The 14,031-nt window shown below is 69.8% G+C and carries 11 protein-coding genes; 2 read left to right on the top strand and 9 right to left on the bottom strand.

What is annotated here, in order from left to right; all coding sequences use genetic code 11:
* Nucleotides 1–51 precede the first annotated feature (51 nt).
* Nucleotides 52–1,260, top strand: coding sequence for a trypsin-like serine peptidase (locus ACTS11_RS11300; protein WP_442640415.1), 1,209 nt, complete (start codon nt 52–54; stop codon nt 1,258–1,260).
* 15 nt (nt 1,261–1,275) lie between these two features.
* On the opposite strand, the gene proS is transcribed toward ACTS11_RS11300, so the two are convergent.
* From proS to scpA, 8 genes are all read right to left on the bottom strand, one after another.
* On the bottom strand, nt 1,276–2,613 hold the full coding sequence (proS, locus tag ACTS11_RS11305; RefSeq protein ID WP_442640416.1) for a proline--tRNA ligase: 1,338 nt from the start codon (nt 2,611–2,613) through the stop codon (nt 1,276–1,278).
* A gap of 80 nt (nt 2,614–2,693) precedes the next feature.
* Nucleotides 2,694–4,256: a Ppx/GppA family phosphatase gene (locus ACTS11_RS11310; protein WP_442640417.1), complete on the bottom strand. Its 1,563-nt coding sequence runs from the start codon at nt 4,254–4,256 to the stop codon at nt 2,694–2,696.
* 73 nt (nt 4,257–4,329) lie between these two features.
* Nucleotides 4,330–6,504, bottom strand: a complete 2,175-nt coding sequence (locus tag ACTS11_RS11315; protein ID WP_442640418.1) for an RNA degradosome polyphosphate kinase — start codon at nt 6,502–6,504, stop codon at nt 4,330–4,332.
* A gap of 14 nt (nt 6,505–6,518) precedes the next feature.
* On the bottom strand, nt 6,519–6,797 hold the full coding sequence (locus ACTS11_RS11320) for a hypothetical protein (protein ID WP_442640419.1): 279 nt from the start codon (nt 6,795–6,797) through the stop codon (nt 6,519–6,521).
* A 21-nt stretch (nt 6,798–6,818) separates the two neighbouring features.
* The gene (locus ACTS11_RS11325) at nt 6,819–7,223 is read right to left on the bottom strand and encodes a hypothetical protein (protein ID WP_442640420.1); all 405 of its coding nucleotides are present in this window, start codon (nt 7,221–7,223) and stop codon (nt 6,819–6,821) included.
* Nucleotides 7,223–8,302 carry an AI-2E family transporter gene (locus ACTS11_RS11330; RefSeq protein WP_442640421.1) on the bottom strand — a complete coding sequence of 360 codons (1,080 nt, stop codon included), beginning with the start codon at nt 8,300–8,302 and terminating at the stop codon, nt 7,223–7,225. The genes ACTS11_RS11325 and ACTS11_RS11330 overlap by 1 nt, the downstream gene beginning before the upstream one ends.
* 54 nt (nt 8,303–8,356) lie before the next feature.
* Nucleotides 8,357–8,827, bottom strand: a complete 471-nt coding sequence (locus ACTS11_RS11335) for a DUF2059 domain-containing protein (protein WP_442640422.1) — start codon at nt 8,825–8,827, stop codon at nt 8,357–8,359.
* A 98-nt stretch (nt 8,828–8,925) separates the two neighbouring features.
* Nucleotides 8,926–11,067, bottom strand: a complete 2,142-nt coding sequence (scpA, locus tag ACTS11_RS11340; RefSeq protein ID WP_442640423.1) for a methylmalonyl-CoA mutase — start codon at nt 11,065–11,067, stop codon at nt 8,926–8,928.
* Between the two features lie 141 nt (nt 11,068–11,208).
* Between scpA and ACTS11_RS11345 the strand changes: the two genes are divergently transcribed.
* Complete coding sequence (locus ACTS11_RS11345) at nt 11,209–11,721, top strand: DUF4174 domain-containing protein (RefSeq protein WP_442640424.1); 513 nt, start codon at nt 11,209–11,211, stop codon at nt 11,719–11,721.
* A 25-nt stretch (nt 11,722–11,746) separates the two neighbouring features.
* Here the strand turns inward: ACTS11_RS11345 and ACTS11_RS11350 are convergent, their stop codons facing one another.
* Nucleotides 11,747–13,792, bottom strand: coding sequence for an acetyl-CoA carboxylase biotin carboxylase subunit (locus ACTS11_RS11350; RefSeq protein WP_442640425.1), 2,046 nt, complete (start codon nt 13,790–13,792; stop codon nt 11,747–11,749).
* Nucleotides 13,793–14,031: the final 239 nt, after the last annotated feature.

Consider the following 14,031-nt stretch of genomic DNA (forward strand, 5'->3'; position numbering starts at 1 on the left):
CTCCCCCGCCTAACCTCGCGGCGACATCCAGCCCGGGGACCCTTCGTGACCATGTTCGCCCGTATCGCCGTTCTCGCCGCAGCCCTCGCCGCCGCGCCCGCCCTTCATGCGCAGGACGCGGGCCTGCCCTCGACCTTCGGCGTCTTCACCGTGACCTCGGGCTTCCTGCCGGACCCGAACTGGGTCAGCCTGCTGGCGGGCGGGCACATCCGGGGCGAGTACACCGACACGGTCACGGGCAACCGCTGCGCCGGCTACTTCGCCGAGGCGCCGGATTTCCGCATTCACTTCACCCCCGGGCAGGGCCTGCCCCTCTCGTTCTACGTGGAGTCGGACGCGGACACGGTCCTCCTCGTCAACGGGCCGGACGGGGCCTGGTCCTGCAATGACGACAGTTCCGGCCTCAACCCCGCGCTGACCTTCGCGGCGGCCGCCGGGGGGCAGTACGACGTCTGGGTCGGCACCTACGCGCAGACGAGCGACTGGCCCGCCGCGACGCTCGCCGTGACCGAGGCCGCCCCCTTCGCCGGCATGTTCGAGCGCGCCTTCTTCGGCACCGACGACCGGGTGGAGGTCGACACGACGGCCGCGCCCTGGAGCATGATCGGCTATCTCGACCTGTCATCGACGAGCTGCACCGGCGTCCTGATCGGCCCCGTGACCGTCCTGACGGCGGCGCATTGCATCGCGGAGGGCGGTGCGATCGTGACGCCGCCGGTGGAATTCCTCGCGGGCTACGATCGGGGCAATGCCGTCGCGCGTTCGGCCACGGTGGGCTATCACGTGCCCGCAGGCTGGCTCAACGGCGAGCAGGAGGGCATGGACTTCGCCTTCGTCTACCTCGCCCAGCCCATCGGCGACGTCGTCGGCTGGATGGACGTGACCGGCCTCGGCGCAAGCGAGGTCGCGGCGCTGGTGGCGGGAGGCGGCCCGGACATCATGCAGGCGGGCTACAGCTACGACCGGGACGGCGTGATGACGGGCAACCTCGACTGCCCCTTCGTGGAGCTCGGCCCCTCGAGCACGCTGGTCCACGAATGCGACACGCTGCAGGGCGACTCGGGCTCGCCGCTCTTCATCGAGGATGGCGGGCGCTACAGGATCATCGGCATCGAGAGCTACACCGACACGCGCCCGCGCGAGGCCTACGACCGCAACATCGCCATGTACACGGACTACATCATGGCCGAGATGCGGGCGCTCGCCTCGGGGCAGGTCTCGGCGCAGCCCGCGCCCGGACCGGGGACCGGCGGCAAGTAGCAGGCCCCGGGCGGCTCAGGCGCGGCCGTATATCTCCGCCACGCGCGCGACGGCGGCCTCGAGCGACATCTCCTCGCTCTCGCCGGTCCTGCGCCGGGTGAGTTCCACCTTGCCCTGGCCGAGGCCGCGCGGCCCGACGGTGATCCGCCAGGGCAGGCCGATCAGGTCCATCGTCGCGAATTTCGCGCCCGCGCGCTCCTCCCGGTCGTCGTAGAGCGGCTCGAGCCCGCGCGCGGCCAGCGCCCTGTAGAGGTCCTCGCAGGCCGTGTCGCAGGAGGCATCGCCCTGCTTGAGGTTGACGATACCGACGTGGAACGGGGTCACGCCCTCGGGCCAGACGATGCCGTTCTCGTCATGGCAGGCCTCGATGATCGCGCCCACGAGACGGGAGACGCCGATCCCGTGCGAGCCCATGTGAACCGGCACGCGGTTGCCCTCGGCATCGGTCACGACCGCGCCCATGGGCTCGGAATACTTGGTGCCGAAGTAGAAGATCTGGCCGACCTCGATGCCCCGCGCGACGCGGCGGCGCGCCTCGGGGATCTGCTCGAAGAGGGCGGGGTCGTGCGTCTCGTCGGTCCGGGCGTAGCGCGAGGTGAACTCCTCCAGCACGGCGCGGCAGGCCTCGTGGCTGTCGTAGTCGATCTCGCGGTCGCCGAAGCGCAGGTCGGTGATCTCGCTGTCGTAGAACACCTCCGACTCGCCCGTTTCCGCCAGCACGAGGAACTCGTGCGTGTCGTCGCCGCCGATGGGGCCGCTGTCGGCGCGCATCGGGATCGCCTGCAGGCCCATCCGCTCGTAGGTGCGCAGGTAGCTGACGAGGTGACGGTTGTAGGCGTGGAGCGCGTCCTCCTTCGTCAGGTCGAAGTTGTAGCCGTCCTTCATGTAGAACTCGCGCCCCCGCATCACGCCGAAGCGGGGGCGGATCTCGTCGCGGAACTTCCACTGGATCTGGTACATCGTCAGCGGCAGGTCCTTGTAGCTCGTGACATGCGCGCGGAAGATGTCGGTGATCAGCTCCTCCGCCGTCGGCGTGAAGAGCATGTCGCGCTCGTGCCGGTCCTTGATCCGCAGCATCTCGGCCCCGTAGGCGTCGTAGCGCCCGCTCTCGCGCCAGAGATCGGCGGACTGGATCGTCGGCATCAGCATCGGCAGGTGGCCCGCGCGGATCTGCTCCTCGTGGACGATCTCCTCGATGCGGCGGAGCACCTTGTAGCCGAGCGGCAGCCACGAGTAGATCCCGGCGGAGGCCTGCTTGATCATGCCCGCCCGCAGCATCAGCCGGTGGCTGACGATCTGCGCCTCGGAGGGGGTTTCCTTGAGAACGGGCAGGAAATAGCGGGAAAGGCGCATCTGTCGGGGACCCTGTGGCTTGGCTTCCCGAGACCTCTACGCGATCGGAAATGCTGCCACAAGGCAGCGGGCGCGCGACCTCAGCCCGGGGCGCCCAGCACCTTCGCCTCGGCCCCCATCGCGGTGGCGAGCGCCTTGAACCGCGCCTCGGCCACCTCGCCGAAGAGGGCGCGCCCCTCGTCGGTCTTGAGCCTCAGGAACAGCTCCTTCCGCTTCGGCCGCCAGGTCAGCGCGCCATGGTCGGTCGGGTTGGCGACGGTGAACATCGCGCCGAAGCGCATGGCGCGGCCGAGGATCTCCGCCTCGAGGACGAGCGGCTCGGGCAGGAGCTGGAGGAGGTTCGAATCGAAGCCCGTCCCGGCCCGGTTCGACTTGTAGCGGTGCAGGAGCGCGAGGCCGAGATAGACGCGCTCGGCATGGGTCATGCCGCCGAGGTTCGCGCGCGTCGCATTGTCGAAGCAGACCTCGGCGCGGTAGTCGGGATGCGCGCGCCAGCTCACGTCGTGCAGGAGGCAGGCGGCGCGGATCAGCCGCTTCTTGGGCAGGCGCGCGCCCGGGAAGAGCGGCTCGACGAAGCGGTAGAGCTGCCGCCCGAAGCCCGGCATCCGCGCCGACGAGGCCTCGGCGTGGCGCGCGGCCTCGATCAGCGGGTCCCGGTGGCGGAGCGCGTCGGACATCTGCTCGTAGAGCAGGCCCTCGCGGATGCCGTAGGAGGAGACCGCGACCTCCTTGGGGCGGAGCTGGCGGACGAGAACCTTCAGCACTTCGGCCGCGATCGGCACGAGGCGCATGCGTTCGTTGCTGGTGCCGGTGCGGGCGCGCAGCTCGGCGATGTCGCTCCTCTCGATCAGCTTGATCGTCTCGAGGATGGCCTTGGGCGTCATCCGGTATTCGTGCAGCACCTTGAGCGGGTAGCCGCGCCGCTCCATGTCGATGCGCGCGATGGCCCGCCACGATCCGCCGACGAGAAACAGCCGCTCGGGCCGGTTCGGGAAGGCCTGCGCGAGGCGTCCGACGCGGTCCTTGATGTGGGCGCGGACGGCCTTCTTGCCGCCGCCGATCCCCATGAGCTTCAGAGGCCCGAGGTCCGAGGTGTGCCGGAGCCCCACCTTGCCCCCGCCCTTCAGCTCGGCAAGCTCCATCGACGATCCGCCGATGTCGCAGACCAGCCCCTCCGCCCCCGGCCAGCCGAGGAGCACGCCCTGCGCGGCCAGGCGCGCCTCCTCGTCGCCGTCGATGACGTGGATGTCGAGGCCGGTCTCGGCCAGGACCTCCTCGCGGAAGGCGTCGCCGTCCTCGGCGTCGCGCACGGCGGCGGTGGCCACGGTCAGGAGCGGCGCGACGCCCATCCCGCGCGTCAGCGCCGCGAAGCGGCGGAGCGCCTTGAGCGCGCGCACGCGCCCCTCGGGGTTCAGGCGGCCGGTCTCGGAGAACCCGGCGCCGAGGCCGCAGAGGATCTTCTCGTTGAAGTAGTAGGCCGGGCTACGGGCCGCGCCGTCGAAGACCACGAGGCGGACCGAGTTCGAGCCGATGTCGATGACGCCGACGCGGCTGAGGGCCTGCGCCTCGGGGGCGTCGAAGAGCGGAACCCCGAACGGGCCCCATTCGGGGTGCAGATCGTCCATGCCGATCCCACGCCTCATGCAATCGTCAGCCGCGACATGGGCAGGGTGATGGCATGTGTCCGTCGCGCCCGTCAATCACCCTCGGCGCGCGTCACTCCGTCCCGTGGGTCAGTTCCGGCACGTCCTTGGCCCCGGCCGAGCCCCGTCCCGAGAGCGAGGGGTTCTCCATGAAGAAGCGGTGGCAGGAGAAGGGATTCTCCATCCCCTCGAGGTTCGCGCGGCGGAACGACCCGTCGGGCTGGAGCACCCAGCTCTGCGCCACGTCGGCGAGGTTGGCGGCCATGATCTGCCCCACGATCTGCGCCTTCACGGTCGGGTTGCGGCATTCCACAAGCGTCTCGACCCGGCGGTTGAGGTTGCGCCCCATCCAGTCGGCCGAGCTGATGTAGACCCGCGCGTTCTTGTGCGGCAGGCCGTGGCCGTTGCCGAAGCAGACGATGCGCGAATGCTCGAGGAAGCGGCCCACGATCGACTTCACGCGGATGTTCTCGGACAGGTTGCGGATGCCGGGGCGCAGGCCGCAGATGCCCCGGATCACGAGGTCGATCTTCACGCCCGCGCGGCTCGCCTCGTAGAGCGCGTCGATCACGTCGGGCTCGATCAGCGCGTTCATCTTGGCCCAGACCACGGCGGGCCGGCCGGCGCGCGCGTGCTCGGCCTCGGCGGCGAGGTTGTCGAGGATGCGCTGCTTGAGCGAGAGCGGCGAGATGGCGAGGTTCTCCAGCCCCTCGGGCTCGGCATAGCCGCCCACGTAGTTGAAGACCTTGGTGGCGTCGCGCCCCAGCGAGTCGTCGCAGGTGAAGAGGCTGAGGTCGGTGTAGATCCGCGCCGTGATCGGGTGGTAGTTGCCGGTCCCGAAATGGGTGTAGGTCACGAGCCGGTCGCCCTCGCGCCGGACGACGGTCGAGATCTTGGCGTGGGTCTTGTATGTGATGAAGCCGTAGATCACATGGGCGCCCGCGCGCTCGAGCTTGCGCGACTGGCGGATGTTCGCGGCCTCGTCGAAGCGCGCCTTGAGCTCCACCAGCGCGGTGACGGACTTGCCGTTCTCGGCCGCCTCGCAGAGCGCGTCGACGATCGGGCTTTCGTTCGAGGTGCGGTAGAGCGTCTGCTTGATCGCCACCACGTTGGGGTCCCGCGCCGCCTGGCTGAGGAAGCGGATGACCATGTCGAAGGTCTCGTAGGGGTGGTGCAGCAGCATGTCCTTCTGGCGGATCGCGGCGAACATGTCGCCGTCATGGTCCTGCACCCGCTCGGGCACGCGCGGCGTGAAGGACCGCCAGAGGAGATCCGGCCGCTCGTCGATCACCAGTTCCTTCAGGCGCACGAGGCCGATCATGCCCTTCACGTCCACGACCTCGTCCTCCGAGACGTGGAGCTGCTCGATGATCTCGGCCTTGAGGTCGGCGGGCGCGCCTGCGCTGACCTGGAGGCGCACCACCTCGCCCCGGCGGCGGCGCTTGAGCGCGGTCTCGAACTCGCGCACGAGGTCCTCGGCCTCCTCCTCCACCTCGATGTCGCTGTCGCGCAGGATGCGGAACATGCACGAGCCCTTGAGCTCGTAGCCGGGGAAGAGCGCGCCGATGTGCAGGAGCAGAAGCTCCTCGAGGGGCAGGAACCGCGCCTCGCCCTCGGCCGTGGGCAGGCGGAGGAAGCGGTCGATCTGCGCCGGGATCGGCAGGAGCGCCTGAAGCTCGCGCCCGTCGCGCTCGCGCCGCATCTGGAGGGCGAGGGCAACGCCCTCGTTCGGGATGAAAGGGAACGGGTGCGCCGGGTCGATGGCGAGCGGCGACAGGACCGGGAAGACGAGGGCCAGGAACACCTCCTCGAGGTGCTTGCGCTCGGCCGTCTTCAGCTCCTTGCGGGTGACGACGGTGATGCCTTCGGCCTCGAGCTCCTTCTTCAGCGCGACCCAGGCCGCCTGCTGGTGCTGCATCAGCCGCCGCGCGTCGGCGTTGATCAGCTTGAGCTGCTCGGCCGGGGTCCGCCCGTCGTCGGAGAGGCCGGTCTTGCCCTCCTGCGCCAGCTCGCGCAGGCCCGCGACGCGGACCGTGTAGAACTCGTCGAGGTTGCCCGCGCTGATCGAGATGAAGCGCACCCGCTCCAGCAGGGGCACGCGCGGGTTCTGCGCCTCCTCCAGCACGCGCCAGTTGAAGGCGAGCCAGCTCACCTCCCTGTTGAAGAAGCGCCGCGGCCCCTCGGTCTGCGCGGCGGGCAGGTCGGCGGGCTCGGGCAGGGGCGCATTCAGGAAGTCGGCGAAACTCATCGGGTTGGACCTATTCAGGAACCGTGACGGGAGCGTGACACGCCGGCCTCGATCTCCGCAAGGACCGCCTTGGCGTCGGTCAGGCGCGGCGGACGCTGGCGCGACAGGGCGCGGGTGTCGAGCCGTTCGACGAAACCGGCCACGGCGGCCGCCGAGCGTTCCATCCGGGGCACGACATGCGACAGGATCGCGGGCGTCAGCCTCAGCGCGCGGTCATGGGCGAGCTTGAGGAGAAGCGCGCCGAGGAGCGCGTCGTCGGGCGGGTCGAGCTGCGCGAGCCCCGCCTGCCGCACCCGGCTGTCGAGATCGGGCAGCTAAAGGCCCCAGCGCGCGGGCGGCGCGGCCCCCGTCAGGAGGAGCGGAGCGCCACGGTTCGCAAGCGCGTTGTGCAGGTGGAAAAGCCGCGTCTCGGCCGCGAGGTCGCCCGCGACGGCGGGCACGTCCTCGAGCACGAGGGCGGGCGCCTCGGACAGGCGGGGCATGTCGGCCTCGGTCACGTCGGCCGCCGCGACGATGACCGCGCCGGAAAGACCCGCCCAGACATGCGCCAGATGCGTCTTGCCCGCCCCCTCGGGCCCGGTGAGCACGAGCTTGCCGTGCGGCCAGTCGGCCCAGCCCTCCACCTGCGCGACGGCGGCGGCGTTGCTTTCGGTGACGAGGAAATCGCCGCGCCCCATCGCCGGGCGGACGGGCAGATCGAGGACGAGCTGTTCGGGCATCACGCTTCGGGGTGGGGTCCGCGCCCCGCGTCGAGCCCCCGGTAGAGCCGCCCCTCGCGGTAGCGTTCGAGCGCGTAGCGCACGAGCACGCCGATGGCCGCGGCGACAGGCACGGCGACAAGGAGACCGACGAAGCCGAAGAGCGCCCCGAAGGCCGAGAGCGCGAAGATGAGCCAGACGGGGTGCAGGCCCACGGAACTGCCGACGAGCTTCGGCGTCAGGATGTTGCCCTCGACCATCTGTCCCACCTGGAAGACGAGGGCGACCGCGATGATCCACCACCAGTCGCCCCAGAACTGGAACAGCGCGAGCCCGATCGACAGCGCGCCGCCCACCAGCGCGCCCACGTAGGGGATGAAGGTCAGAAGCCCCGCCACCAGCCCCACGACGAGCCCGAACTGGAGCCCGATGATCATGAGCGCGGCGGCGTAGAAGGTGCCGAGGATGAGGCAGACCGTCCCCTGCCCGCGCACGAAGCTCGCCAGCGTCCGGTCGATCTCGCGCGCGAGACGGCGGATCGTCGGCGCGTGGTCGCGCGGCAGAAGCTCGTCGATCCGGGCCACCATCCGGTCCCAGTCGAGGAGCATGTAGAAGGCCACGACCGGCACCACGACGAGGAAGACGAGCACGTTCAGCACGCCCGCCGCCGAGCTGAGAATGCCCTGCAGAAGCTCCGCCCCGCGCGACTGGATCGTCTGGCCCACCGTGGCGAGCGAGGAGCGCAGCGGCGAGTCCTCGTCCATCAGCGTCGGGAACTGCTCGGTCAGCCAGGCCCGGAGCTGCTCGAAGATCTGCGGCGCGAGCTGCACGAGATCGGTCGCCTGCTGGATCAGCGTCGGGATCACGATGAGGCCCGCCACCACGACGACGAGGATCAGCAGGATGAAGATGACGACCGTGGCCAGAACCCGGCTGAGGCCCATGCGCTCCAGCCTGTCGGCGACCGGGTCGAGGAAATAGGCGATGGCGCCGCCGATGATGAAGGGCAGGATGACATCGCCGAGAAGCCACAGCACGACGCCGAGCGCCACGGCGGCGGCGCCCCAGTAGGTGACCTGCTGGCGGACGGGGAGGGCCATCGAAACTCCTTCTCCAGCCCTAGATGCGCGAGGGCGTGCGGCGGGGCAAGGGCCTTAGCGGCCCGACAGCTCCTCCATCGCGCGCTGGCCGATGCGCATCTGCGCCGCCATCATCTGCGGACCGACGAGGCCCATCGCCGTCGCCATGAAGGGCTGCATCTTGACCATGACGCTCGCCCCCTCGGGCGTGCTGTAGAAGGCGTCCAGCGCCTCGACCTCCTCGAGGGTGAAATGCGCGATGGCGGCCTCGATCATCGCCGTCTCGAGATCGGGTCGCAGGATCGCCAACTCCTCGGCGGCGATGGCCGCGACGGACTGAAGCTCCTCCTCGGTGATCTGGGGCATCACCGCGCGCATCTGCGCCACCATCGCGTCGGGCGAGAACATGTCGTCCATCATGCGCTGCTGCACGGGGTTGTTGATGTAGCGCTCGACGGCGGCGCGGAGCGCGTCGTCCTGGGCGTTCGCGGGCAGCGACGGCAGCAGGAGGAAGGCGAGGGCGACGGGAAGGAGGGCGCGGAACATGACGGTAATCCTTTGCTTCACGGGTAAACGGCTCGCGGGTCAACCGTTGGCGGAGACACGCGCGCCGGGCAAGGAAAAAGACCGTGTCCGCCCCGGCCTCAGGCCGCGCGCGTCCGGCGGATGAGGTCGAGGATCTCCTTCGCCGCCGAGGGGATGTGCGTGCCCGGCCCAAAGATCGCCTTCACGCCCGCGCCCTTCAGGAACTCGTAGTCCTGGTGCGGGATGACGCCGCCGCAGATGACGATGATGTCGCCCGCGCCCTCGGCCTGAAGGGCCTCGATGAGCTTGGGCGCCAGCGTCTTGTGCCCCGCCGCCTGGGAGGAGATTCCGACGACGTGGACGTCGTTGTCGATGGCGTCCTGCGCCGCCTCCTCCGGCGTCTGGAAGAGCGGGCCCACGTCCACGTCGAAACCGATGTCGGCGAAGGCGGTGGCGATGACCTTGGCGCCCCGGTCGTGGCCGTCCTGGCCCATCTTGACCACGAGCATCCGCGGGCGACGCCCCTCCTCCTCGGCGAAGGCCTCGACGTCCTTCTGGATCTCGGCGAAGCCCTCGTCGCCCTCGTAGGCCGAGCCGTAGACCCCGGCGAGCGTCTTCACCTCGGCGCGGTGGCGCCCGAACACCTTTTCCATGGCCATGCTGATCTCTCCCACGCTGGCCCGGGCGCGCGCGGCCTCGACCGCGGCGGCGAGCAGGTTGCCCCCTTCGCGCGCGCGCCGTTCCAGTTCGGCGAGCGCGGCGGTGCAGGCGGCCTCGTCGCGGGCCGCCCGGATCTTCTCGAGACGCGCGATCTGGCTGTCGCGCACCTTCACGTTGTCGATGTCGAGGATGTCGATGGGGTCTTCCTTGTCCTTGCGGTACTTGTTGACGCCCACGATGACGTCCTCGCCCCGGTCGATGGCCGCCTGCCGCCGCGCCGCCGATTCCTCGATGCGGAGCTTGGGCAGGCCGCTTTCCACGGCCTTGGTCATGCCGCCCATCTCCTCGACCTCCTCGATCAGCGCCCAGGCCTTCTCGATCAGCTCGTTCGTGAGGCTCTCGACGTAGTAGGAGCCCGCCAGCGGATCGACGACCTTCGTCACGCCGGTCTCCTCCTGCAAGATCAGCTGCGTGTTCCGCGCGATCCGGGCCGAGAACTCGGTCGGCAGGGCGATGGCCTCGTCGAAGCTGTTGGTGTGCAGCGACTGGGTGCCGCCGAGGACGGCCGACAGCGCCTCGAAGGCCGTGCGCACCACGTTGTTGTAGGGGTCCTGCTCCTGCAGCGAGACGCCGCTCGTCTGGCAATGGGTGCGCAGCATCTTCGAGCGCTCGTCCTTCGCGCCCACCTCCGTCATGATCCGGTGCCACAGCGTGCGCGCGGCGCGGAGCTTGGCGATCTCCATGAAGAAGTTCATGCCGATGGCGAAGAAGAAGCTGAGCCGCCCGGCGAACCGATCCACGTCCATGCCCGCCGCGATGGCCGCGCGCACGTATTCGCGCCCGTCGGCCAGCGTGTAGGCCAGTTCCTGCACGAGGTTCGCGCCCGCCTCCTGCATGTGGTAGCCGGAGATCGAGATCGAGTTGAACTTCGGCATGTGCTCGGAGGTGTAGCCGATGATGTCGGAGATGATCCGCATCGAGGGCTCCGGCGGGTAGATGTAGGTGTTGCGGACCATGAACTCCTTGAGGATGTCGTTCTGGATGGTCCCCGACAGCACCGCCTTGTCGTGCCCCTGCTCCTCGCCCGCGACGATGAAATTGGCCAGGACCGGGATCACCGCGCCGTTCATCGTCATCGAGACCGAGACCTGGTCGAGCGGGATGCCGTCGAAGAGGATCTTCATGTCCTCGACGCTGTCGATGGCGACGCCCGCCTTGCCCACGTCGCCCACCACGCGGGGATGGTCGCTGTCGTAGCCGCGATGCGTGGCGAGGTCGAAGGCGACCGAGACGCCCTGCTGCCCGGCGGCCAGCGCCTTGCGGTAGAAGGCGTTCGATTCCTCCGCCGTGGAGAAGCCCGCGTATTGCCGGATGGTCCAGGGACGGCCGGCATACATCGTGGCCTTCACGCCGCGGGTGAAGGGCTCGAAGCCCGGCAGCGTACCCATGTGCGGCAGGTCCGCGGCGTCCTCGGCGGTGTAGAGGGGCCTCACCCGGACGCCCTCCAGCGTCTCCCAGGCGAGGGTGTCGGGGTCGGCGCCCCGAAGCTCCTTCGCGGCGCGCTTGCGCCAGGCGTCGATGCCGTTGCGGCCTTCGGTCATGGGTTCGTCCTCGTGCTGTATGCTGTGCGGCCTCTCGCGGCCTGCGGCGCGCGTCGTGCCATCCCCGTGCCGGCCCCCTGCGTCAGCAAGGCCTTCGCTTTCGCGGGCGGTCCGCCTATATCTCCCCGGAATGGAGAGAGAATGCGACCGACCCTGATTTCCGCCATCGCCGCGCTGGTTCTCGTGCCCGCCGCCCTCTTCGCGCAGGACGGATCGGGCGCGATGGCCATGGCCGATACCGAGACCGCCGACGCCGTCGAGACGCAGGCGGCCGAGACCGTCGAGGACCTCGATCCGCTCGCGCCCCGCGACGCGGCCGGGCTGACGCTGGAGGAATTCTTCTGGGTCGCGCGGCCGATCATCGTCTTTGCCGACACGCCGAACGATCCGCGCTTCATCGAGCAGATGCAGCTTCTGGCCGCACGGCCCGATCCGCTGCTGGAGCGCGACGTGGTCATCATCGTCGATACCGACCCCTCCGCCCGGACGGCGATCCGCACCGCCCTCCGGCCGCGCGGCTTCTCGCTCGTCGTGCTCCAGAAGGACGGCAGCGTCGGCTTCCGCCGCCCCTCGCCCCGCGACGTCCGCGAGATCACGCGCGGCATCGACAACTTCTCCTTCCGGCAGGAGGAGCTGCGGTCGGGCGGGCAGTAAGGCAGGGCGCGGCGGGTCACGGCCCTCACTCGAACTCCATGATGATCTCGTCCACGGCGAGGCTGTCGCCGGGGCCCGCGTTGATCTTCGTGACGATGCCCTTCCGTTCGGCACGCAGGATGTTCTCCATCTTCATCGCCTCGACGGTGCAGAGGGCCTGCCCCTCCTGCACCTCGTCGCCCACGGCCACGTCCACCTTCACGATGAGGCCGGGCATCGGGCAAAGCAGGAGCTTCGAGGTGTCGGGCGGCAGCTTTTCCGGCATGAGCGCGGCGAGCTCGGCCTGGCGCGGGCTGCGGACATGGACCTTCAGCTCGGCCCCGCGCGTGCGGATGCGGAAGCCGCCGGGGATCTTGCCGACCTTGAGCACCAGGGGGGCGCCCTCGACCATCAGCCGCGCGAGATGGTCGCCGGGCGTCCAGTCGGAGGTCACGCGCATCACGGCGCCATCCTCGAAGGTGACGGTCGAGCCGTCGTGGTCGGCGGCGATCCGGACGGGGTGATGCGTGCCCTGGAGGCTCACGACCCAGTCGGAACCGACGCGCCGCTCGTGGTTGTCCATCCGCCCCGAGACGCGGGTGCGCCGGATCTCGGCCACGCGGTGCATCGCCGCCGCCGCCGCCGCGACGCGCCGGAGGTCGCCCGCGCCGAGCGTCGCGCCCGCGAAGCCCTCGGGGTATTCCTCGGCGATGAAGGCCGTGGTGATCGCCCCCGAGACGAAGCGGGGATGGTCCATCACCGCCGAGAGGAACGGCAGGTTGTGCCCGATCCCCTCGACCTCGAACCTGTCGAGGGCGACGCGCATCGCCTCGAGCGCCTCGTCCCGGTCGCGGCCCCATGTGCAGAGCTTGGCGATCATCGGGTCGTAGTACATGGAGATCTCGCCGCCCTCGAAGACGCCGGTGTCGTTCCTCACCGCCGTCTCGCCATGCGGCGCCTCGCCCTGCCACTTGCCGGTGTCGTTGAGCGGGCCTGCCTGCACCTCCTGCGGCGGGCGGTAGCGCGTCAGCCGCCCGATCGAGGGCAGGAAGTTGCGGTAGGGATCCTCGGCGTAGAGGCGGCTCTCGATGGCCCAGCCGGTGAGCTTGATGTCGCTCTGGGCGAAGGGCAGCTTCTCGCCCGCCGCGACGCGGATCATCTGCTCGACGAGGTCGATGCCGGTGATGAGCTCCGTCACCGGATGCTCCACCTGGAGGCGGGTGTTCATCTCGAGGAAGTAGAAGTTGCGGGCGCCGTCGACGATGAATTCGACAGTCCCCGCGCTGGTGTAGCCCACCGCACGGGCCAGCGCGCAGGCCTGCTCGCCCATCGCCTTCCGCGTCTCGGCATCGAGGAAGGGCGAGGGCGCCTCCTCGATCACCTTCTGGTTCCGGCGCTGGATCGAACACTCCCGCTCGCCGAGGTAGACGCAGTTGCCATGCCCGTCGGCGAGGACCTGGATCTCGATGTGGCGGGGCTGGGTCACGAACTTCTCGATGAAGATCCGGTCGTCCCCGAAGGAGGAGCGCGCCTCGTTCTTCGAGGCCTGGAAGCCCTCGCGCGTCTCGGTGTCGTTCCACGCGATCCGCATGCCCTTGCCGCCGCCGCCCGCGGAGGCCTTGATCATCACCGGATAGCCGATCTCGTTGGAGATCTTCACCGCCTCGTCGGCATCCGCGATCAGCCCCATGAATCCCGGCACGGTCGAGACGCCCGCCTCGGCCGCGATCTTCTTGGAGGTGATCTTGTCGCCCATGGCCTCGATCGCGCCGACGGGCGGGCCGACGAAGGCGACGCCCGCCTTCTCCAGCGCCTCGGCGAACTTCATGTTCTCGGACAGGAAGCCGTAGCCCGGATGGACGGCGTCCGCGCCGGTCGCGCCGATCGCCTCCATGATCCGGTCGATGACGATGTAGCTCTCCGAGGCCGGGGGCGGGCCGATATGCACCGCCTCGTCCGCCATGCGGACATGCAGCGCGTTGCGGTCGGCGTCCGAGTAGACGGCCACGGTGGGGATGCCCATGCGGCGGGCCGTCTTGATCACGCGGCAGGCGATCTCGCCCCGGTTGGCGATCAGGAGCTTCTTGAACATGGGCGCTGTCCCTTCTGTGCGGCCGGGCGGCTGATGCGCCCTTGGTGTCCCGAAACGAAAGGGACCACCGGAGCGCAGGCGCCCCGATGGTCCCGATTGACGTGTCGATGCGGGGCCTTCGCGCCGTGCGCGGTCAGGCCCGCACGATCAGCGGCAGATGCCCGCGTCGTCGCAGAGCGCGCCGGCGGCCGCGCCGGCGGGGACACCGGGCCGGGCGTCGCTGCCGTCCCCAGATCGGG

The organism is Roseicyclus sp. (assembly GCF_052168335.1).
GTDB lineage: Bacteria > Pseudomonadota > Alphaproteobacteria > Rhodobacterales > Rhodobacteraceae > Roseibacterium.